This window comes from Roseateles sp. GW821-FHT09H11 (assembly GCF_059415845.1).
Window position 1 is genome coordinate 1 of sequence record NZ_JBWKOA010000010.1, and the last position, 18,169, is coordinate 18,169.

General features: G+C 62.1%; 32 protein-coding genes and 1 tRNA gene. All 33 read left to right on the forward strand.

Annotation, left to right across the window (positions count from 1 at the left end; genetic code table 11):
* Positions 1-233, forward strand: a 233-nt coding sequence (locus AC07PR_RS27515; RefSeq protein ID WP_495137168.1) for an EF-Tu C-terminal domain-related protein, incomplete at its 5' end; no start/stop codon positions are given.
* A 134-nt stretch (positions 234-367) separates the two neighbouring features.
* On the forward strand, positions 368-682 hold the full coding sequence (gene rpsJ / locus AC07PR_RS27520; RefSeq protein WP_067278868.1) for a 30S ribosomal protein S10: 315 nt from the start codon (positions 368-370) through the stop codon (positions 680-682).
* A 306-nt stretch (positions 683-988) separates the two neighbouring features.
* On the forward strand, positions 989-1,660 hold the full coding sequence (gene rplC, locus AC07PR_RS27525) for a 50S ribosomal protein L3 (RefSeq protein ID WP_377158107.1): 672 nt from the start codon (positions 989-991) through the stop codon (positions 1,658-1,660).
* Entirely contained in the window at positions 1,660-2,280 is a 621-nt protein-coding gene (gene rplD / locus AC07PR_RS27530; RefSeq protein ID WP_377158106.1) for a 50S ribosomal protein L4, read from the forward strand. The genes rplC and rplD overlap by 1 nt, the downstream gene beginning before the upstream one ends.
* Positions 2,277-2,591, forward strand: coding sequence for a 50S ribosomal protein L23 (gene rplW / locus AC07PR_RS27535; RefSeq protein WP_495137169.1), 315 nt, complete (start codon positions 2,277-2,279; stop codon positions 2,589-2,591). Before rplD ends, rplW begins: the two co-directional genes overlap by 4 nt.
* Entirely contained in the window at positions 2,591-3,415 is an 825-nt protein-coding gene (gene rplB, locus AC07PR_RS27540; RefSeq protein WP_377158102.1) for a 50S ribosomal protein L2, read from the forward strand. Before rplW ends, rplB begins: the two co-directional genes overlap by 1 nt.
* 13 nt (positions 3,416-3,428) lie before the next feature.
* Complete coding sequence (rpsS, locus tag AC07PR_RS27545; RefSeq protein ID WP_058933599.1) at positions 3,429-3,707, forward strand: 30S ribosomal protein S19; 279 nt, start codon at positions 3,429-3,431, stop codon at positions 3,705-3,707.
* Positions 3,708-3,718: 11 nt separating this feature from the next.
* Entirely contained in the window at positions 3,719-4,048 is a 330-nt protein-coding gene (rplV, locus tag AC07PR_RS27550; protein ID WP_067283213.1) for a 50S ribosomal protein L22, read from the forward strand.
* 15 nt (positions 4,049-4,063) lie between these two features.
* The gene (gene rpsC, locus AC07PR_RS27555) at positions 4,064-4,873 is read left to right on the forward strand and encodes a 30S ribosomal protein S3 (RefSeq protein WP_377158101.1); all 810 of its coding nucleotides are present in this window, start codon (positions 4,064-4,066) and stop codon (positions 4,871-4,873) included.
* Positions 4,874-4,885: 12 nt separating this feature from the next.
* Positions 4,886-5,302 (forward strand): 50S ribosomal protein L16, encoded by a 417-nt coding sequence (gene rplP / locus AC07PR_RS27560; protein ID WP_297524278.1) that lies wholly within the window; start codon positions 4,886-4,888, stop codon positions 5,300-5,302.
* A gap of 14 nt (positions 5,303-5,316) precedes the next feature.
* Positions 5,317-5,514: a 50S ribosomal protein L29 gene (gene rpmC, locus AC07PR_RS27565; protein WP_088404614.1), complete on the forward strand. Its 198-nt coding sequence runs from the start codon at positions 5,317-5,319 to the stop codon at positions 5,512-5,514.
* Entirely contained in the window at positions 5,511-5,780 is a 270-nt protein-coding gene (gene rpsQ / locus AC07PR_RS27570; RefSeq protein ID WP_067278841.1) for a 30S ribosomal protein S17, read from the forward strand. Before rpmC ends, rpsQ begins: the two co-directional genes overlap by 4 nt.
* A gap of 162 nt (positions 5,781-5,942) precedes the next feature.
* A complete protein-coding gene (locus AC07PR_RS27575) occupies positions 5,943-6,452 on the forward strand; it encodes a peroxiredoxin (RefSeq protein WP_377158100.1) in 510 nt (169 codons plus the stop codon).
* 257 nt (positions 6,453-6,709) lie between these two features.
* Entirely contained in the window at positions 6,710-7,078 is a 369-nt protein-coding gene (gene rplN, locus AC07PR_RS27580; RefSeq protein ID WP_058933605.1) for a 50S ribosomal protein L14, read from the forward strand.
* Positions 7,079-7,103: 25 nt separating this feature from the next.
* The gene (rplX, locus tag AC07PR_RS27585; protein ID WP_067278835.1) at positions 7,104-7,421 is read left to right on the forward strand and encodes a 50S ribosomal protein L24; all 318 of its coding nucleotides are present in this window, start codon (positions 7,104-7,106) and stop codon (positions 7,419-7,421) included.
* 10 nt (positions 7,422-7,431) lie between these two features.
* Complete coding sequence (gene rplE, locus AC07PR_RS27590; RefSeq protein WP_067278833.1) at positions 7,432-7,971, forward strand: 50S ribosomal protein L5; 540 nt, start codon at positions 7,432-7,434, stop codon at positions 7,969-7,971.
* Between the two features lie 8 nt (positions 7,972-7,979).
* Positions 7,980-8,285, forward strand: a complete 306-nt coding sequence (gene rpsN / locus AC07PR_RS27595; protein WP_067065192.1) for a 30S ribosomal protein S14 — start codon at positions 7,980-7,982, stop codon at positions 8,283-8,285.
* Between the two features lie 23 nt (positions 8,286-8,308).
* Positions 8,309-8,704: a 30S ribosomal protein S8 gene (gene rpsH / locus AC07PR_RS27600; protein WP_058933609.1), complete on the forward strand. Its 396-nt coding sequence runs from the start codon at positions 8,309-8,311 to the stop codon at positions 8,702-8,704.
* An 18-nt stretch (positions 8,705-8,722) separates the two neighbouring features.
* Positions 8,723-9,256: a 50S ribosomal protein L6 gene (gene rplF, locus AC07PR_RS27605; RefSeq protein WP_377158097.1), complete on the forward strand. Its 534-nt coding sequence runs from the start codon at positions 8,723-8,725 to the stop codon at positions 9,254-9,256.
* Between the two features lie 11 nt (positions 9,257-9,267).
* Entirely contained in the window at positions 9,268-9,627 is a 360-nt protein-coding gene (gene rplR / locus AC07PR_RS27610) for a 50S ribosomal protein L18 (protein ID WP_377158095.1), read from the forward strand.
* Between the two features lie 18 nt (positions 9,628-9,645).
* A complete protein-coding gene (rpsE, locus tag AC07PR_RS27615) occupies positions 9,646-10,164 on the forward strand; it encodes a 30S ribosomal protein S5 (RefSeq protein WP_067278825.1) in 519 nt (172 codons plus the stop codon).
* 16 nt (positions 10,165-10,180) lie between these two features.
* Positions 10,181-10,363, forward strand: coding sequence for a 50S ribosomal protein L30 (gene rpmD, locus AC07PR_RS27620; protein WP_088385516.1), 183 nt, complete (start codon positions 10,181-10,183; stop codon positions 10,361-10,363).
* A gap of 25 nt (positions 10,364-10,388) precedes the next feature.
* Positions 10,389-10,820 (forward strand): 50S ribosomal protein L15, encoded by a 432-nt coding sequence (gene rplO, locus AC07PR_RS27625; protein ID WP_297524281.1) that lies wholly within the window; start codon positions 10,389-10,391, stop codon positions 10,818-10,820.
* Between the two features lie 26 nt (positions 10,821-10,846).
* A complete protein-coding gene (gene secY, locus AC07PR_RS27630; protein WP_088404618.1) occupies positions 10,847-12,157 on the forward strand; it encodes a preprotein translocase subunit SecY in 1,311 nt (436 codons plus the stop codon).
* Between the two features lie 51 nt (positions 12,158-12,208).
* Entirely contained in the window at positions 12,209-12,427 is a 219-nt protein-coding gene (infA, locus tag AC07PR_RS27635; protein WP_088404619.1) for a translation initiation factor IF-1, read from the forward strand.
* A gap of 62 nt (positions 12,428-12,489) precedes the next feature.
* On the forward strand, positions 12,490-12,603 hold the full coding sequence (rpmJ, locus tag AC07PR_RS27640; RefSeq protein ID WP_058933616.1) for a 50S ribosomal protein L36: 114 nt from the start codon (positions 12,490-12,492) through the stop codon (positions 12,601-12,603).
* A 36-nt stretch (positions 12,604-12,639) separates the two neighbouring features.
* The gene (gene rpsM, locus AC07PR_RS27645; RefSeq protein ID WP_088404620.1) at positions 12,640-13,005 is read left to right on the forward strand and encodes a 30S ribosomal protein S13; all 366 of its coding nucleotides are present in this window, start codon (positions 12,640-12,642) and stop codon (positions 13,003-13,005) included.
* A gap of 26 nt (positions 13,006-13,031) precedes the next feature.
* A complete protein-coding gene (rpsK, locus tag AC07PR_RS27650) occupies positions 13,032-13,436 on the forward strand; it encodes a 30S ribosomal protein S11 (RefSeq protein ID WP_056194196.1) in 405 nt (134 codons plus the stop codon).
* Positions 13,437-13,696: 260 nt separating this feature from the next.
* Entirely contained in the window at positions 13,697-14,320 is a 624-nt protein-coding gene (gene rpsD / locus AC07PR_RS27655; protein WP_377158090.1) for a 30S ribosomal protein S4, read from the forward strand.
* Between the two features lie 141 nt (positions 14,321-14,461).
* The gene (locus tag AC07PR_RS27660; RefSeq protein ID WP_067278809.1) at positions 14,462-15,454 is read left to right on the forward strand and encodes a DNA-directed RNA polymerase subunit alpha; all 993 of its coding nucleotides are present in this window, start codon (positions 14,462-14,464) and stop codon (positions 15,452-15,454) included.
* A 92-nt stretch (positions 15,455-15,546) separates the two neighbouring features.
* Positions 15,547-15,936 carry a 50S ribosomal protein L17 gene (gene rplQ / locus AC07PR_RS27665; protein ID WP_377158088.1) on the forward strand — a complete coding sequence of 130 codons (390 nt, stop codon included), beginning with the start codon at positions 15,547-15,549 and terminating at the stop codon, positions 15,934-15,936.
* Between the two features lie 223 nt (positions 15,937-16,159).
* Positions 16,160-18,025: a protein-disulfide reductase DsbD gene (gene dsbD, locus AC07PR_RS27670; protein WP_495137170.1), complete on the forward strand. Its 1,866-nt coding sequence runs from the start codon at positions 16,160-16,162 to the stop codon at positions 18,023-18,025.
* Between the two features lie 67 nt (positions 18,026-18,092).
* Positions 18,093-18,169: transfer RNA gene (locus AC07PR_RS27675), tRNA-Met, on the forward strand.

Here is an 18,169-nt window from a genome sequence, read left to right on the forward strand (position 1 = left end):
GCCGTCACACCCCGTTCTTCAACAACTACCGTCCCCAGTTCTACTTCCGCACGACGGACGTGACTGGCGCCGTGGAGTTGCCGAAGGACAAGGAAATGGTCATGCCTGGCGACAACGTCAGCATCACCGTGAAGCTGATCGCTCCGATCGCCATGGAGCAAGGTCTGCGCTTCGCCATCCGTGAAGGCGGTCGTACCGTCGGCTCGGGCGTCGTGGCCACCATCATCGAGTAAATCTTTTGCTGGTACCCGCCGGGTACCGGTGAGGCGCGCCACCCGTTTCGGCGGGCGGCGAGTCCCGAACTCGGCGGCGCCATCGCTGCCTCCGCGATGCTTCGCGCATCGCGTCGCTCTTTGAAGGAAAAGTCATGTCTACCAAGCAAAAGATCCGCATCCGGCTGAAGGCCTTCGATTACAAGCTGATCGACCAATCGGCTCTGGAAATCGTGGAAACAGCCAAGCGCACCGGCGCGATCGTCAAGGGTCCCGTGCCCCTGCCGACACGCAAGGAACGTTTCGACATCCTGCGTTCGCCGCACGTCAACAAGACGTCGCGCGACCAGTTTGAAATCCGCACCCACCAGCGTCTGATGGACATCGTCGATCCGACCGACAAGACGGTCGACGCGCTGATGAAGCTGGACCTGCCGGCCGGCGTGGACGTTGAGATCAAGCTGCAGTGATGCGGCTGGGCGCTGGAGTGATCCAGCTGCTCTCTGGAAGGCGACCTTCGGGTCGCCTTTTTCTTTGGCGCAGCTGGCGCGCTGCTTGCGGTGCGGTCAGGGTTGGCGCTATACTCCGCAGCTTTTCCGCGCCGGGATTTCCGGGTGCGGTTTCGTCGCATCGCCGTCGAAGGGTCTGGGGCCTTTACCCCTGGTCTCATCGAAGGAGCGGTGCTTGTCGGCCCGGCCAATCGATGTCGGGTGTGTGAAATGACTTCAGGTGCACGGCGGTGTCTCCGTCGGTGCGTTCGGGGTCAGGAGAAAACCATGAGTCTTAGCAATCGTCTCGGATTGCTGGGCCGCAAGGTGGGCATGATGCGTGTGTTCACGGTCGACGGTGATACCGTCCCCGTGACCGTGCTGGACGTGTCCAACAACCGCGTGACCCAGATCAAGACCGAAGAAACCGACGGCTACAGCGCCATCCAAGTGACCTACGGCGCGCGCAAGGCGTCCCGTGTCACGAAGCCGCAAGCGGGTCACCTCGCCAAGGCTGGTGTTGAAGCCGGTGAAATCATCAAAGAATTCCGCGTGGATGCTGCGGTCGCCGCCGAATACAAAGCTGGCGCGCAAGTCCCCGTGACGCTGTTCGCCGCCGGCCAACTGGTCGATGTGCAGGGCACGTCGATCGGTAAGGGCTTCGCAGGCACCATCAAGCGCCACAACTTCGGTTCGCAGCGCGCTTCGCACGGTAACAGCCGCTCGCACAATGTTCCGGGCTCCATCTCGATGGCGCAGGATCCGGGCCGGGTGTTCCCGGGCAAGAAGATGTCGGGCCACCTCGGCGACGTCACCGTGACCGTCCAGAATCTGGATGTGGTCCGTATCGACGAAGCCCGCCAGCTGGTTCTGGTCCGTGGTGCGGTTCCTGGCGCGAAGGAAGGATTCGTCGTGATCCATCCGGCCGTCAAGGTCAAGGCCAAGAAGGGAGCCAACTGATGCAACTCGAGCTCCTGAATGAGCAGGGTCAGGCGACGTCGAAAGTCGACGCCCCCGACACCCTTTTCGCTCGTGATTACAACGAAGCCCTGGTGCACCAGGTGGTCGTGGCCTATCAGGCCAACGCCCGCCAAGGCACTCGCGCCCAGCTGACCCGCGCTGAAGTCCGTCACTCGACGAAGAAGCCGTTCCGTCAAAAGGGCACCGGCAACGCGCGTGCTGGTATGACCTCCTCGCCGCTGTGGCGTGGGGGCGGTCGCATCTTCCCGAACAAGCCCGACGAGAACTTCTCGCACAAGCTGAACAAGAAGATGTACCGCGCTGGCATGGCTGCGATCCTGTCGCAACTGGCACGTGAAGGTCGTCTGGCTGTGGTGGACTCGATCTCGATCGAAGCCCCGAAGACCAAGCTGCTGGCCGCCAAGCTCAAGGGCATGGGTCTGAATCACGTCATGGTGATCTCCGACCAGGTGGACGACAACCTGCTGCTCGCTTCGCGTAATCTGCCGAACGTGCTGGTCGTTGAGCCGCGTTACGTCGATCCGCTGTCGCTGGTCTTCTACAAGAAGGTCCTGGTGACGAAGGCTGCGATCGAGCAACTGAAGGAGATGCTGGCATGAGCGCGCCCAAGTTTGCTGATGGCCGTCTGGCCAAGGTGCTGCTCGCTCCGATCGTGTCCGAGAAGGCCACGATGGCTGGTGAAAAGCAAAACCAAGTCCTGTTCAAGGTCTTGCGCGACGCGACGAAGCTCGAGATCAAGGCCGCTGTTGAACTGATGTTCAAGGTCGAGGTCGATGCGGTGAACGTCGTCAACGTCAAGGGCAAGACCAAGCGCTTCGGCGGTCGTCAAGGCCGTCGCGACCACGTCAAGAAGGCGTATGTGTCGCTGAAGGCTGGCCAGGAGCTCAACTTCTCCGGGGAGGCTGCGTAATGGCCGTCGTTAAAGTCAAGCCGACTTCGCCTGGCCGTCGTGGCGTGGTGAAGGTGGTGCACAAGCACCTGCACAAGGGCGCTCCCGAGGCTTCGCTGCTCGAGCCCCAGAAGCAGAACTCTGGCCGTAACAACAACGGTCACATCACGGTGCGCCACAAGGGTGGTGGTCACAAGCACCACTACCGCGTGGTCGACTTCCGTCGCAACAAGGATGGCATCCCGGCGAAGGTCGAGCGCATCGAGTACGACCCGAACCGCACGGCCCATATCGCCCTGGTGTGCTATGCCGATGGTGAGCGTCGCTACATCATTGCCCCGCGCAATCTGGAAGTCGGTTCGACGATCCTGAGCGGCGCTGAAGCTCCGATCAAGGTTGGCAACACCCTGCCGATCCGCAACATCCCCGTGGGTTCGACGATCCATTGCGTGGAACTGCTGCCGAGCAAGGGTGCCCAGATCGCCCGCTCCGCCGGTACCTCCGTGGTGCTGATGGCGCGTGATGGTTCGTACGCTCAGATCCGTCTGCGTTCCGGCGAAGTCCGCCGCGTGCACATCGACTGCCGCGCCACCATCGGTGAAGTGAGCAACGAAGAGCACAGCCTGCGCCAGTACGGCAAGGCCGGCGCCATCCGCTGGAAGGGTATCCGCCCGACCGTGCGTGGTACCGCCATGAACCCGGTCGACCACCCGCACGGTGGTGGTGAGGGTCGTACGGGTGAAGGTCAGGCCCCTGTGTCGCCGTGGAACACCCTGACGAAGGGCTACCGCACTCGCAACAACAAGCGCACGCAGACTTTCATCGTCTCGCGTCGCAAGAAGTAAGGGGTAGACCAACATGGCTCGTTCCCTCAAGAAGGGTCCCTTCGTGGACCATCACCTGATGGCCAAGGTCGACAAGGCCGTTGCCATCAAGGACAAGAAGCCCATCAAGACCTGGTCGCGTCGCTCGACGATCCTGCCCGAGTTCATCGGTCTGACGATCGCCGTGCACAACGGCAAGCAGCACGTGCCGGTCTATGTGTCGGACCAGATGGTTGGTCACAAGCTGGGTGAGTTCGCTCTGACCCGCACCTTCAAAGGCCACCCGGCCGACAAGAAGGCCGGCAAGAAGTAAGGATGACGACGATGGAAACCAAAGCAATCGTTCGTGGCGTCCGCCTGTCGTTTGATAAGGGCCGTCTCGTGGCGGACCTGATCCGCGGCAAGAAGGTGGATCAAGCGCTGAACATCCTCGAGTTCACCCAGAAGAAGGCCGCGCTGATCATCAAGAAGGCGCTGGAATCGGCGATCGCCAATGCCGAGCACAACGACGGTGCCGACATTGACGAGCTGAAGGTCACTTCGATCTACGTGGAGCAGGGCACCACGCTGAAGCGGTTCTCCGCGCGCGCCAAGGGCCGCGGCAATCGCATCAGCAAGCCGACCTGCCATATCTACGTGACCGTCGGCCACTGAGCCTGAAGGAAGACTATGGGACAGAAAATTCATCCGACTGGCTTCCGCCTGCCCGTCACCCGTAACTGGGCGTCGCGCTGGTACGCGAACAACCAGAACTTCGCCAGCATGCTGGCCGAAGATCTGCAAGTCCGCGAGTTCCTGAAGGCCAAGCTGAAGAACGCCGCCGTTTCGCGCATTCTGATCGAGCGTCCTGCGAAGAACGCTCGCATCACGATCTTCTCGGCCCGTCCGGGCGTGGTGATCGGCAAGAAGGGCGAGGACATCGAGAACCTGAAGGCCGAACTGACCAAGCGTCTGGGCGTGCCTGTCGCGGTCAACATCGAAGAAGTGCGCAAGCCCGAAATCGATGCCCAACTGATCGCCGACTCGATCACCCAGCAGCTGGAAAAGCGCATCATGTTCCGTCGCGCCATGAAGCGCGCGATGCAGAACGCGATGCGCCTCGGCGCGCAGGGCATCAAGATCATGTCCGCTGGCCGTCTGAACGGCATCGAAATCGCTCGTACCGAGTGGTATCGCGAAGGTCGTGTGCCTCTGCACACCCTGAAGGCTGACATCGATTACGGCTTCTCCGAAGCCAAGACCACCTACGGCGTGATCGGCGTCAAGGTGTGGGTGTACCGCGGTGACCGCCTGGCCAATGGCGAGGCCCCCGTGATCAACACCCCCCCGGGTGCCGAAGATGATCGTCGTCCCCGTCGCAATGCCCGTCCGGGCGCGCCGGGTGGCCGTGGTCGTGGCGACAAGCCTGCCGAAGGCGGCGACAAGCCTGCTGCGAAGCGTGTGGTGCGCAAGCCCGCCGCTGACGGCGGCCAGGCGTAAGGAGAACTCAACATGCTGCAACCCGCTCGTCGCAAATACCGCAAGGAGCAAAAGGGCCGCAACACTGGTGTTGCTACCCGCGGCGCGACCGTCGCTTTCGGTGACTTCGGCCTGAAGGCCACCGAGCGTGGCCGTATCACGGCTCGTCAGATCGAAGCGGCTCGCCGCGCCATCTCGCGTCACATCAAGCGCGGTGGCCGGATCTTCATCCGCATCTTCCCGGACAAGCCGATCTCGCAAAAGCCTGCCGAAGTCCGTATGGGTAACGGTAAGGGTAACCCGGAGTACTACGTGGCTGAGATCCAGCCCGGCAAGGTGCTCTACGAGATCAACGGCGTGCCCGAGGCTCTGGCGCGCGAGGCGTTCACGCTGGCCGCTGCCAAGCTGCCCCTGCGCTGCACCTTCGTGGCCCGCCAGCTCGGCGCCTGATTGGAGAACACCCCATGAAAGCATCTGAACTGCGCGCGAAAGACGTGGCTGCCCTGAAGAAGGAAGTCACTGATCTGCTGAAGGCCCACTTTGGTCTGCGCATGCAAAAGGCGACGCAACAACTGACCAACACCTCGGTGCTGGGCAACACGCGTCGTGACATCGCCCGCGCCAAGACCATCCTGGCCGAGAAGAAGGGAGCCGCGAAATGACGCAAGCTCAAGAGAAGAACACCCGCACCCTGATCGGTCGCGTCGTCAGCGACAAGCGCGCCAAGACGATCACCGTGCTGGTTGAGCGCCGTGCGAAGCACGAGCTCTACGGCAAGATCGTGGCCCGTTCCCGCAAGTACCACGCCCATGACGAAAATGGCGAGTACAAGATGGGCGACGTGGTCGAGATCGCCGAAGGCCGTCCGCTGTCGAAGACCAAGAGCTGGGTTGTGACCCGCCTGGTCCAGAAGGCTCAGTTGGTCTGATCGCCGATGTCGCGCGCTGAGCGCGACGTGTGCCTGGAGCGGGTGACCGCTCCGTGTGCGTAAATGGCTGGAACATCGGTATTCCCGGTGTCCAGCCATTTTTCATTTTTCGCGGCACACTCTGCCGCATTCATCAACCGACAACAGAATCAGGAGTGCGACATGCTGAAAGTGGGCGATCGACTGCCAACTGGCAATCTGCAGGAATTCATTGAGGTGGAGGGTGGGGGGTGCTCGCTTGGCCCGAACAGCTTCGACATCGAGAAGCTGACTGCGGGGAAGACCGTGGCGATCTTCGCGCTGCCTGGCGCGTTCACGCCGACCTGTTCCGCGCAGCATGTCCCGGGCTACGTCGCTCAAGCTGAAGCGCTCAAGGCAGCTGGCGTGGACGAGATCTGGTGCGTGTCTGTCAACGATGCGTTCGTGATGGGCGCCTGGGGCCGTGAGCAGAAGACCGCTGGCAAGGTGCGCATGATGGCCGACGGCAGTGCCACGTTCACTCAGGCCACTGGTTTGACGCTGGATCTGGCCGCTCGAGGCATGGGTCTTCGCTCGCAGCGCTACTCGATGCTGGTCCGGGACGGCGTGGTGAAGAGCCTCAACATCGAGGCCCCTGGCAAGTTCGAAGTCAGTGACGCCGGAACGTTGCTCAAGCAGGCGCAGTCGCTCTGAGTAGAGCAACAGCAGTTGACAGTCGGATTGTGCTTGCTGCATAATCCGCAGCTTCGCCGAATGGTGGCTCCGTCGCTCGACGGGTTCTGTGGCCAGCTCACAGGGCAGCCGCCTTCGGTTCTAGGTTTCTTGCCCATTTAGGCCAGACGCGGGTCGCCGCAAGGTGACAGGTGATTGGCTTACGGGCCCAAGACTGACCGCTCTCTGGATGGCTGCGATGGTCGCAGTTGCCTGAGCGGGAAAAGTTGGGGACAGACATGATCCAAATGCAATCGCGACTCGACGTCGCGGACAACACTGGCGCCAAGTCCGTCATGTGCATCAAGGTGCTTGGTGGTTCCAAGCGTCGTTATGCCCATATTGGCGACATCATCAAGGTCAGCATCAAGGAAGCTGCGCCGCGTGGCCGCGTCAAAAAGGGCGAGGTTTACAACGCGGTGGTCGTGCGCACTGCCAAGGGTGTGCGCCGCCAAGACGGCTCCCTGGTCAAGTTCGACGGCAATGCCGCCGTGCTGCTGAACGCCAAGCTGGAGCCCATCGGCACCCGCATCTTCGGCCCGGTCACGCGTGAACTGCGTACCGAGCGCTTCATGAAGATCGTGTCGCTGGCGCCTGAGGTGCTCTAAGCCCCGCTCAGACAAAGGTATTGCCATGAACAAGATTCGCACAGGCGACGAGATCATCGTCCTGACCGGCCGCGACAAGGGTAAGCGCGGCACCGTGACGCTGCGCGTGGACGCTGACCACGTCGTGATCGACGGCATCAACGTCGTCAAGAAGCACGTTAAGCCGAACCCGCTGAAGGGCACGACTGGCGGCATCGTCGACAAGTCCATGCCTATCCATCAATCCAACGTGGCGATCTTCAACGCCGCTTCCGGCAAGGCCGATCGCGTGGGCATCAAGCTCGGCGCCGACGGCAAGCGGGTGCGCGTGTTCAAGTCGACCGGCGAAGAGATCAAGGCCTAAGGGGTAAGACATGGCTCGTTTGCAAGAGTTCTATCGCGAGAAGGTCGTCCCCGGTCTGACCGAGAAGTTCGGCTACAAGTCCGTGATGGAAGTGCCGCGCATCACCAAGATCACGCTGAACATGGGCGTGAGCGAGGCGGTCGCTGACAAGAAGGTCATGGACCACGCCGTGGGCGACCTGACCAAGATCGCTGGCCAGAAGCCCGTGGTGACGAAGTCGAAGAAGGCGATCGCCGGCTTCAAGATTCGTGACGGCGTGCCTATCGGTTGCATGGTGACCCTGCGTGGCGCCACGATGTACGAATTCCTGGATCGTTTCGTGACCGTGGCCCTGCCGCGCGTGCGTGACTTCCGCGGTATCTCGGGTCGCTCGTTCGACGGTCGCGGCAACTACAACATCGGCGTCAAGGAACAGATCATCTTCCCCGAAATCGAATACGACAAGGTGGATGCTCTGCGTGGTCTGAACATCAGCATCACGACGACGGCCAAGACGGACGACGAAGCCAAGGCACTCCTGGCTGCGTTCAAGTTCCCGTTCAAGAACTGAGGTGACCCGTGGCAAAACTCTCGATCAAGCAACGTGAGCTGAAGCGCGCCCAACTGGTCGCCAAGTACGCGAAGAAGTACGCGGAACTGAAGGCCATCATCGACGACAGCAAGAAGTCGGACGAAGAGCGCTATCTGGCCCGTCTGGAGCTGCAGAAGCTGCCCCGCAACGCCAACCCGACCCGCCAGCGTAACCGCTGCGAGCTGACCGGCCGCCCCCGTGGCACGTTCCGCAAGTTCGGCCTGGCACGTAACAAGATTCGTGAGCTGGCCTTCAAGGGCGACATCCCCGGTGTCGTCAAGGCCAGCTGGTAATCGGCAGGTTTAGGAGATTTCGTATGAGCATGAGTGATCCTATCGCCGATATGCTGACCCGCATTCGCAACGCCCAGAGCGTTGAGAAGGCCAGCGTCGTGATGCCTTCTTCGAAGCTGAAGGTCGCGATCGCCAAGGTCCTGAAGGATGAAGGCTATATCGACGATTTCGCGGTGCGCGGCGACGCTGCCCGTCCCGAGCTCGAGATCGCGCTGAAGTATTACGCCGGCCGTCCGGTGATCGAGCGCATCGAGCGCGTGAGCCGTCCCGGCCTGCGCATCTACAAGGGCCGCCACGATATTCCCCAGGTCATGAATGGCCTGGGTGTGGCGATCGTCACCACCCCGAAGGGCGTGATGACCGACCGCAAAGCACGTCAAGCCGGTGTCGGCGGCGAAGTGCTCTGCTACGTCGCATAAGCCAAGGAGAGACAGACAATGTCCCGCGTTGGAAAAATGCCGGTCGTCCTCCCGCAAGGCGTGGAAGTGACGATCAGCGCTGAGAAGATCAGCGTCAAGGGAGCCCAAGGCACCCTGTTCGTGGCCGTGAACCCGCTGGTTACGGTCAAGCTCGAAGGCGGCAAGCTGACGTTCGTCTCCGTCAACGAATCGGCGGAAGCCGATGCGATGAGCGGCACGATGCGCGCCTTGCTGGCCAACATGGTCAACGGCGTCAGCAAGGGCTTCGAAAAGAAGCTGAACTTGGTCGGCGTGGGCTTCCGCGCCCAAGCCCAGGGCCAGAAGCTGAACCTGCAGATCGGGTTCTCCCATCCGGTCGTCAAGGACATGCCGGCTGGCATCAAGGTCGAATGCCCGACCCAGACGGAAATCCTGATCAAGGGTGCCGATCGCCAGGTCGTCGGTCAGATCGCCGCTGAAGTGCGCGCGATCCGTCCGCCGGAGCCCTACAAGGGCAAGGGCATCCGCTACGCCGACGAAAAGGTCTCCCTCAAAGAGACCAAGAAGAAGTAAGGAGCCGCGCCATGCTGAACAAGAAGGAACAACGCCTGCGTCGTTCGCGTCAAACGCGTGCTCGCATCGCCCTGCAGCGCGTGGCCCGTCTGACGGTCTTCCGCTCGAACCTGCATATCTACGCCTCGGTGATTTCCGAAGATGGCCAGCGCGTGCTGGCTGCCGCTTCGACCGCCGAGAAGGAAGTGCGCACGCAGCTGTCCGGCAAGGGTGGCAACGTGGCCGCCGCAAGCCTGATCGGCAAGCGCATCGCCGAGAAGGCGAAGGCCGCTGGCGTCGAGAAGGTGGCTTTCGACCGTTCGGGCTTCGCTTACCACGGCCGTGTCAAGGCCCTGGCTGAAGCCGCTCGCGAAGCCGGCCTGCAGTTCTGACGCTCAAAGGATTAGGAAATGGCAAAGTTTCAACCCCGCGCTCAGACCGAAGGCAACGACGACGGCCTGAAGGAAAAGATGATTGCGGTCAACCGCGTCACGAAGGTTGTGAAGGGCGGCCGCACGCTGTCCTTCGCTGCGCTGACCGTGGTCGGTGACGGCGATGGCCGCATCGGCATGGGCAAGGGCAAGGCCAAGGAAGTTCCGGTCGCCGTGCAAAAGGCGATGGAATCGGCCCGCCGCAACATGGTCAAGGTCCAGCTGCGCAACGGCACCATCCAGCACAACGTGGTGGGTGAGCACGGTGCAGCGCACGTGATCATGGCTCCGGCTCCGGCTGGTACCGGCGTGATTGCCGGCGGCCCGATGCGCGCTGTCTTCGAAGTGATGGGTGTGACCGACATCGTGACCAAGAGCCACGGTTCGACCAACCCCTACAACATGGTTCGTGCCACGCTGGACGCGCTCAAGCGCTGCTCCACGCCTGCCCAAGTGGCGGCCAAGCGCGGCAAGACGGTTGAAGAAATCTTCAACTGAGCGCCAGGAGATCGAGATGTCTGAAAAGAAAACGCTCACGGTCAAGCTGGTCCGCAGCCCGATCGGCTGCCGCGCGGATCATCGCGCGACGGTGGTCGGCCTGGGTCTTCGCAAGCTGAACAGCACGAAGACGCTGGAAGACACGCCGGCGGTCCGCGGCATGATCAACAAGATCGCCTACCTGGTGCAGGTGCTGTAAGCACGGCATCGACGAGGAACACAAGATGCAACTCAATACCATCAAGCCCGCCGCTGGTGCCAAGCACGCCAAGCGTCGCGTGGGCCGTGGCATCGGCTCCGGTCTGGGTAAGACCGCTGGCCGTGGCCACAAGGGGCAGAAGTCGCGTGCCGGTGGCTTCCACAAGGTCGGCTTCGAAGGCGGTCAAATGCCGCTGCAACGTCGCCTGCCCAAGCGTGGTTTCAAGTCGCTGGCTCGTCCGTTCAATGCGGAAGTGACGCTGTCGGAACTGAACCTGCTGACCAGCGAAGAGATCGACCTGCTGACGCTGAAGGCTGTGGGCCTGGTGTCCGAGCTGGCCAAGTCTGTCAAGGTCATCAAGTCCGGCGAAATCACCCGCAAGGTGAGCATCAAGGGTCTGGGCGTGACGGCGGGCGCGAAGGCGGCGATCGAAGCCGCCGGCGGCTCGGTCGCTTGATCAGCCAAGCACAGGACTAGGCAGCAGTGGCAAGCAACGCATCACAGTTGGCCAAGAGCGGCAAGTTCGGCGACCTGCGTCGCCGCCTTGTGTTCCTGGTGCTCGCGCTGGTCGTCTACCGCGTCGGGGCTCATATCCCCGTGCCCGGCATCGATCCGACGCAGCTCCAGCAGCTGTTCAAGGGTCAGCAGGGCGGGATCCTGAGCCTGTTCAACATGTTCTCGGGCGGTGCGCTGTCGCGCTTCACCGTCTTCGCGCTGGGCATCATGCCCTACATCTCGGCCTCTATCGTCATGCAGTTGATGACGTATGTGGTGCCGAGTCTGGAAGCGCTGAAGAAGGAGGGCGAGGCTGGGCGTCGCAAGATCACGCAATACACCCGCTACGGCACGTTGGGCCTGGCAATCTTCCAGAGCTTGAGCATTGCTTTCGCGCTGGAAAGTTCGCCTGGTCTGGTGTTGAGCCCTGGCTTCGGCTTCCGCATCACTGCGGTGACGAGCCTGGTGGCTGGCACCATGTTCCTGATGTGGCTGGGTGAGCAGATCACCGAGCGTGGACTGGGCAATGGCATCTCGATCCTGATCTTCGGTGGCATCGCTGCGGGTCTGCCGGGCGCCATTGGTGGTCTGCTCGAGCTGGTTCGCACCGGCGCGATGAGCGTGATCTCTTGCCTGCTCGTGATCGCGATCGTCATCGGTGTGACCTACCTGGTCGTGTTCGTTGAGCGTGGCCAACGCAAGATCTTGGTCAACTATGCCAAACGGCAGGTCGGCAACAAGGTCTACGGCGGCCAGAGCTCGCATCTGCCGCTGAAGCTGAACATGTCGGGTGTGATCCCGCCGATCTTCGCGTCGTCGATCATCCTGCTGCCCACCACGCTGGTGAGCTGGTTTGCGACCGGTGACAGCATGCGCTGGTTGAAGGACATCTCGGATGCGCTGCGTCCGGGACAACCGATCTATGTGCTGCTTTATTCGGCCGCGATCGTGTTCTTCTGCTTCTTCTATACGGCGCTGGTGTTCAACAGCCGTGAGACCGCAGACAACCTGAAGAAGAGCGGTGCGTTCATCCCCGGGATTCGTCCCGGTGACCAGACGGCTCGACACATTGACAAGATCCTGTCCCGGCTGACGCTGGCGGGTGCGGTGTACATCACCGGCGTGTGTCTGCTGCCTGAGTTCCTGACGCTGAAGTACAACGTCCCGTTCTACTTCGGTGGCACCTCGCTGTTGATCATCGTGGTCGTCACGATGGACTTCTGGGCCCAGGTCCAGTCCTACGTGATGAGCCAGCAGTACGAGTCGCTGCTGAAGAAGGCCAGTTTCAAGGCCAACTGAAGGCGCACCAGGCAAACAGAATATTGGATCCAATTTGGCAATTGCGAAGGTATGGCGAAAGATGACGTCATTCAGATGCAAGGGGAGATTCTGGAGAACCTCCCTAACGCAACCTTCCGAGTCAAGCTGGAAAACAGTCACGTCGTTCTCGGTCATATCTCCGGGAAAATGCGGATGCACTACATCCGCATACTTCCCGGCGACAAGGTGACCGTTGAATTGACGCCGTACGATTTGAGTCGTGCTCGCATCGTGTTCCGGGCGAAGTGAGCTTTTTAGCAACCCCCGGATCAACGCTGATTGAGCGAACAGAGTAGGTCAAGGAGCAGACCATGAAAGTTTCGGCATCTGTCAAGAAGATGTGCCGCAATTGCAAGATCATCCGTCGTAATGGCGTGGTGCGTGTGATCTGTACCGATCCGCGGCACAAGCAGCGCCAAGGCTGATTGGCCTAACGACTGCAAGCGAATTAGAGGACGCACATGGCACGTATTGCTGGTATCAACATTCCGCCGCACAAGCACACCGAGATCGGTCTGACCTCGATCTACGGCATTGGCCGTACGACCGCGCAGAAGATCTGCAACAGCTGCGGCATTCCGCTGGACAAGAAGGTCAAGGACCTGAACGACTCCGATCTGGAAAAGATCCGTGAGGAAGTCGGCCGTCTGACCATCGAGGGCGACCTGCGCCGCGAGATGTCCATCAACATCAAGCGCCTGATGGACCTGGGTTGCTATCGTGGCTTCCGCCATCGCCGCGGCCTGCCGGTGCGCGGCCAGCGTACCCGCACGAATGCTCGTACCCGCAAGGGTCCGCGCAAGTCGGCGGCGACCGGCAAGAAGTAATCCGCGGCAACTGAAGAAAGCTAACCATGGCAAAAGCACCCAATAACTCGGCTGCCCAGCGCGTTCGCAAGAAGGTTCGGAAGAACGTTGCCGACGGTATCGCCCACGTCCACGCTTCGTTCAACAACACCATCATCACGATCACTGATCGCCAAGGTGGTGCGCTGTCTTGGGCATCGTCGGGTGGCCAAGGCTTCAAGGGCTCGCGCAAGTCGACCCCCTTCGCGGCCCAGGTGGCTGCCGAAGTGGCTGGCCGCGCTGCTCAAGAGCAAGGCATCAAGAACCTGGACGTCAAGATCAAGGGCCCGGGCCCCGGTCGCGAATCGTCGGTGCGCGCTTTGGCTGCGCTCGGCATCCGCATCAACTCGATCTCTGACGTGACGCCGGTGCCGCACAACGGTTGCCGTCCGCAGAAGCGTCGCCGCATCTAAGCGGCGGTGCTGAACGGTCGCGATTAGTGCGATAATCTCCGGTTCGTTCAGAACATGCCGGCTGGCGCGCGAGTGCCAGCCGGCCGTTTTGCTGAGGTGGGCGAAAAAGCCTCCTTAGCAGGGGCCGACGGCGACGTCGGCCCGGTAGAAGTCACTGACTTCTTGAAGCCCACCGTCCGAGCCTACAAAAACACTGGCCGGACTCGCGCGGTGCCCGGAATGTCTCCGAGCTCGCGTCAGATTGATGAAGGACACGCAAAGTGGCACGTTACCTCGGCCCGAAGGCCAAACTTTCCCGCCGTGAAGGCACCGACCTGTTCCTGAAGAGCGCTCGCCGCGCCATCAGCGACAAGGCCAAGTTCGACACCAAGCCTGGTCAGCACGGCCGCACGTCGGGTCAGCGTACGTCCGACTTCGGTCTGCAGCTGCGCGAGAAGCAGAAGGTCAAGCGCATGTATGGCGTGCTGGAGCGTCAGTTCCGCCGCTACTTCGCTGAAGCCGAGCGCCGCAAGGGTTCGACCGGTGTCAACCTGCTGGTGCTGCTGGAATCGCGCCTGGACAACGTCGTCTACCGCATGGGCTTCGGCTCGACCCGCGCGGAAGCCCGCCAGTTGGTCTCGCACAAGGGCATCACCGTGAACGGCGAAGTCGTGAACATCGCTTCCTACCTGGTGAAGGCCGGTGATGTTGTCGCTGTGCGTGAAAAGGCCAAGAAGCAGCTGCGCATCATCGACAGCCTGAAGCTGGCCGAGTCGATCGGTCTGCCGGCCTGGGTGGCGGTCGATGCCACGAAGCTGGAAGGCATTTTCAAGAAGACGCCGGACCGCGACGAGTTTGGCGCCGAGATCAACGAGTCGCTGATCGTTGAGTTGTACTCGCGTTAATTCTTTCGTGCCTGCCGAGCGGCCCTGCAAGGGCCTGCTCGGCTTTTCCTCGTCCGGGTATCGCCAGTTGTTGTGGGCGGACCTGGTTGGTCCCTCAGCCTTATCGGTGTAACGAACCGAGGGTATTGATAGAAAGACCTCATGCAAACGAATTTGCTCAAACCCAAATCCATCACTGTGGAACCCCTGGGCGGTCATCGCGCCAAGGTGATCCTGGAGCCGTTCGAACGCGGCTATGGCCACACGCTGGGCAACGCCCTGCGTCGCGTGCTGCTGTCCTCGATGGTGGGTTATGCGCCGACGGAAGTGACGATCGCGGGTGTGCTGCATGAGTACTCCGCCATCGACGGCGTGCAGGAAGATGTGGTCCACATCATGCTGAACCTGAAGGGCGTGGTGTTCCGTCTGCACAACCGTGAGGAAGTGACGCTGGTCCTGCGCAAGGAAGGCGAGGGCCCGGTCACGGCCGCCGACATCCAGACCCCGCACGACGTCGAGATCATCAACCCTGATCACGTCATCGCCCACCTGTCGCAAGGCGGCAAGCTGGACATGCAGATCAAGGTCGAGAAGGGCCGTGGCTATGTCCCCGGCAACATGCGCCGCTACGGCGACGAGCCGACCAAGGCCATCGGCCGCATCGTGCTGGACGCGTCGTTCAGCCCGGTGAAGCGCGTCAGCTACGCCGTCGAGAACGCCCGCGTCGAGCAGCGTACCGACCTGGACAAGCTGGTCATGGAAATCGAAACCAACGGCGCCATCTCGCCCGAGGAAGCGATCCGTGCGTCGGCCAAGATCCTGGTCGAGCAGATGGCCGTCTTCGCGCAGCTGCAGGGTACCGATCTGGTCGACGTGTTCGACCAGGCCCCGGCCGCCCGTTCCAGCAGCTTCGATCCGATCCTGCTGCGTCCGGTCGACGAGCTCGAGCTGACCGTGCGCTCGGCCAACTGCCTGAAGGCCGAGAACATCTATTACATCGGTGACCTGATCCAGCGTACCGAGACCGAGCTGCTGAAGACCCCGAACCTGGGTCGCAAGTCGCTGAACGAAATCAAGGAAGTGCTCGCCTCGCGCGGCCTGACCCTGGGTTCGCGTCTCGAGAACTGGCCGCCCCAAGGTCTCGACAAGCGTTGATTTTTTGAAAGAGGACGGGTCCATCGATCCGTCCGGTGCCCCCGGCAGTACCTGATCCGGCTGCTGGCAATAACTGAAGGAAGGAAAGCACCATGCGCCACCGTAACGGCCTCCGTAAACTGAACCGCACCAGCGAACACCGCGCCGCGATGTTCCGCAACATGGCGGTCTCGCTGCTGCAACACGAAGCGATCAAGACCACGCTGCCCAAGGCGAAGGAACTGCGCCGCATCGTCGAGCCGCTGATCACCCTGGCCAAGGAAGCGACTGTCGCGAACCGCCGCCTGGCGTTCGACCGTCTGCGCGACCGTGACATCGTCGTGAAGCTGTTCAACGAGCTGGGCCCGCGTTTCGCCACCCGTCCGGGCGGCTACACCCGTATCCTGAAGATGGGCTTCCGCGTCGGCGACAACGCTCCGATGGCGTACGTCGAACTCGTGGATCGTCCTGACGCCGCCGAAGGCGAAGGCTCTGCTGAATAAGCAGCGACTCGCCGCCGTGCGCCAAAGGCCAGCAGCAATGCTGGCCTTTTTTCTTGTGTGTCCGCGATACGCGCAACGTGGGCAGGGCATGGCGCGTGTCCAACGTCATGCGAGCCCGCTTGGCGCTAAGCTTCGCGGCTTTCCGACCTCACCGGCGACGCGGGCGCGACCCGTTCGCGTACGCCCCGCGTTCATGACTCCCATTGCCCTGATGCGACGCCTGTTGCCGGCGCTGTTCCTGCTGGTGACGCTGGCCTCGGCCTTGCTCGCCAGTCCGGCGCGCGCCGACGATTTCCTCGATCCCGAACAGGCCTTCAAGATCGATGTGCAACTGACCGGGGACCGCGAGTTCCAAGTCAACTTCACGATCGCGCCCGGCTATTACATGTACCGCGACCAGTTCAAGCTGGACGCCGCCGACGCGAAGTTCGGCGACATCGCGTGGCCGGCGCCGAAGCGCAAGTTCGATGAGACCTTCCAGAAGGAGGTCGAGACCTATCGCGATCGCCTGAGCATCAAGGTGCCGGTGGAGGCCCTGTCGCAAGGCCCGTTGAAGCTCGTGCTGACGGGCCAGGGCTGCGCGGACAAAGGCTTGTGCTACCCGCCGATGAAGAGCCAGCTGACCTTGGGGCTGAAAGGTTTCGGTGGCGACGGCGCGGTGAAGATCGGTGCGGCCCCGGATGCGCTGAGTGGCTTCGGCGTTTCGAGAGCGGTGGGGTCCACTCCTGCCGACGCGTCTCCGGCGAAGGTGGCAGAAGGGCGGCAGGCATCCTCCGACAAGTCGGCGGGATCGCCGCTCGACGATGCGCTCGCGTCCGGCCGCCTGTGGTTGATCGTCGGCGCGTTCTTCGCCGCCGGTGTCCTGCTGTCGCTCACGCCCTGTGTTCTGCCGATGCTGCCGATCCTGTCGTCGATCATCGTCGGACAGGGTGAAGCGCCATCGCGCGCGCGCGGCTTCTTCCTCGCATTCAGCTACTCGTTGGGCATGGCGCTGCTCTACACGGCACTCGGGGTCGCGGCTGGCCTGGCCGGTGGTGGATTGGCCGCGTATCTGCAGAAGCCGTGGGTGCTCGCGCTGTTTGCGTTGCTGCTGGTCGGCTTCTCGCTGTCGATGTTCGGTGTCTACGAGATCCAGCTGCCCAGCCGCTTCACCGGAGGCGTGTCCGATGCCACGCAGCGCTTGCCGGCCGGCAAGTTTGTCAGCGTGTTCGTCATGGGCGGGCTGTCCGCGCTGATCGTCAGTCCCTGCGTAGCCGCACCGTTGGCTGGCGCGCTGCTCTACATCAGCCAGACCGGCAACGTCGCGATCGGGGGACTCGCCCTGTTTGCGCTTGCCTGGGGCATGAGTGTCCCGTTGCTACTCCTGGGTCTTTCGGCCGGCACGCTACTCCCCCGCGCCGGGGCATGGATGGAGACGGTCAAGTACTTCTTCGGCCTGCTGCTGCTTTCCGTGGCGCTGTGGATCGTGCAGCCGGTGCTGTCGCCAGTGATCGCACAGCTCCTGTGGGGCGCCTTGCTGGTTGCCGTCGCGGCCTTGCTGGGACTCTTCCAACGTAGCGAGTCCAATACGCCTCGCGTGTGGCTGCGAAAGAGCGCAGCCGTGGCAGCGATGGTGTTCGGAGTCGCGCAGTTCATCGGCGTTGCCGCGGGCGGGACCGACACGCTGAAACCGCTCGCCGGCATCAGCGGCGCGAGCAAGGCCCCGGGCGGCACGGTGGCTGCGGAGTCGTCCGCGGTGAGCTTCCGCAAGATCTCGACGGTCACTGAACTCGACGACGCGCTGCGCAGTGCCGGCAGGCCTGTGATGCTCGACTTCTATGCGGACTGGTGCGTCTCGTGCAAGGAGATGGAGCGCTTCACCTTCACCGACACGCGCGTGCAAGCCAAGTTGGCGGGCGCGCTGCTGTTGAAAGCTGATGTCACCGCGAACAACGCCGGGGATCGCGAGCTGCTGAAGCGGTTCAAGCTCTTCGGCCCGCCCGGCACGATCTTCTTCGACGCGAAGGGTGAGGAACTGACAGGCGTGCGCGTGATCGGATTCCAGGACGCGGATCGCTTCCTGCAATCGCTCCAGGCCGCAGGGCTGTGACTCTGGAAGGACTGTCGCCGAAAGTTGAAGTGGCGGTCCTTTTCGTGCTACACTCTCTTTCTTCAGTCGCGGGGTGGAGCAGTCTGGTAGCTCGTTGGGCTCATAACCCAAAGGTCGTAGGTTCAAATCCTGCCCCCGCAACCA

What these genes read in the sequence shown, in the direction of transcription:
- rpsJ (WP_067278868.1), top strand. Translation starts at nt 368, where the DNA reads ATGTCTACCAAGCAAAAGATCCGCATCCGGCTGAAGGCCTTCGATTAC.
- rplC (WP_377158107.1), top strand. Translation starts at nt 989, where the DNA reads ATGAGTCTTAGCAATCGTCTCGGATTGCTGGGCCGCAAGGTGGGCATG.
- rplD (WP_377158106.1), top strand. Translation starts at nt 1,660, where the DNA reads ATGCAACTCGAGCTCCTGAATGAGCAGGGTCAGGCGACGTCGAAAGTC.
- rplW (WP_495137169.1), top strand. Translation starts at nt 2,277, where the DNA reads ATGAGCGCGCCCAAGTTTGCTGATGGCCGTCTGGCCAAGGTGCTGCTC.
- rplB (WP_377158102.1), top strand. Translation starts at nt 2,591, where the DNA reads ATGGCCGTCGTTAAAGTCAAGCCGACTTCGCCTGGCCGTCGTGGCGTG.
- rpsS (WP_058933599.1), top strand. Translation starts at nt 3,429, where the DNA reads ATGGCTCGTTCCCTCAAGAAGGGTCCCTTCGTGGACCATCACCTGATG.
- rplV (WP_067283213.1), top strand. Translation starts at nt 3,719, where the DNA reads ATGGAAACCAAAGCAATCGTTCGTGGCGTCCGCCTGTCGTTTGATAAG.
- rpsC (WP_377158101.1), top strand. Translation starts at nt 4,064, where the DNA reads ATGGGACAGAAAATTCATCCGACTGGCTTCCGCCTGCCCGTCACCCGT.
- rplP (WP_297524278.1), top strand. Translation starts at nt 4,886, where the DNA reads ATGCTGCAACCCGCTCGTCGCAAATACCGCAAGGAGCAAAAGGGCCGC.
- rpmC (WP_088404614.1), top strand. Translation starts at nt 5,317, where the DNA reads ATGAAAGCATCTGAACTGCGCGCGAAAGACGTGGCTGCCCTGAAGAAG.
- rpsQ (WP_067278841.1), top strand. Translation starts at nt 5,511, where the DNA reads ATGACGCAAGCTCAAGAGAAGAACACCCGCACCCTGATCGGTCGCGTC.
- AC07PR_RS27575 (WP_377158100.1), top strand. Translation starts at nt 5,943, where the DNA reads ATGCTGAAAGTGGGCGATCGACTGCCAACTGGCAATCTGCAGGAATTC.
- rplN (WP_058933605.1), top strand. Translation starts at nt 6,710, where the DNA reads ATGATCCAAATGCAATCGCGACTCGACGTCGCGGACAACACTGGCGCC.
- rplX (WP_067278835.1), top strand. Translation starts at nt 7,104, where the DNA reads ATGAACAAGATTCGCACAGGCGACGAGATCATCGTCCTGACCGGCCGC.
- rplE (WP_067278833.1), top strand. Translation starts at nt 7,432, where the DNA reads ATGGCTCGTTTGCAAGAGTTCTATCGCGAGAAGGTCGTCCCCGGTCTG.
- rpsH (WP_058933609.1), top strand. Translation starts at nt 8,309, where the DNA reads ATGAGCATGAGTGATCCTATCGCCGATATGCTGACCCGCATTCGCAAC.
- rplF (WP_377158097.1), top strand. Translation starts at nt 8,723, where the DNA reads ATGTCCCGCGTTGGAAAAATGCCGGTCGTCCTCCCGCAAGGCGTGGAA.
- rplR (WP_377158095.1), top strand. Translation starts at nt 9,268, where the DNA reads ATGCTGAACAAGAAGGAACAACGCCTGCGTCGTTCGCGTCAAACGCGT.
- rpsE (WP_067278825.1), top strand. Translation starts at nt 9,646, where the DNA reads ATGGCAAAGTTTCAACCCCGCGCTCAGACCGAAGGCAACGACGACGGC.
- rpmD (WP_088385516.1), top strand. Translation starts at nt 10,181, where the DNA reads ATGTCTGAAAAGAAAACGCTCACGGTCAAGCTGGTCCGCAGCCCGATC.
- rplO (WP_297524281.1), top strand. Translation starts at nt 10,389, where the DNA reads ATGCAACTCAATACCATCAAGCCCGCCGCTGGTGCCAAGCACGCCAAG.
- infA (WP_088404619.1), top strand. Translation starts at nt 12,209, where the DNA reads ATGGCGAAAGATGACGTCATTCAGATGCAAGGGGAGATTCTGGAGAAC.
- rpmJ (WP_058933616.1), top strand. Translation starts at nt 12,490, where the DNA reads ATGAAAGTTTCGGCATCTGTCAAGAAGATGTGCCGCAATTGCAAGATC.
- rpsM (WP_088404620.1), top strand. Translation starts at nt 12,640, where the DNA reads ATGGCACGTATTGCTGGTATCAACATTCCGCCGCACAAGCACACCGAG.
- rpsK (WP_056194196.1), top strand. Translation starts at nt 13,032, where the DNA reads ATGGCAAAAGCACCCAATAACTCGGCTGCCCAGCGCGTTCGCAAGAAG.
- AC07PR_RS27660 (WP_067278809.1), top strand. Translation starts at nt 14,462, where the DNA reads ATGCAAACGAATTTGCTCAAACCCAAATCCATCACTGTGGAACCCCTG.
- rplQ (WP_377158088.1), top strand. Translation starts at nt 15,547, where the DNA reads ATGCGCCACCGTAACGGCCTCCGTAAACTGAACCGCACCAGCGAACAC.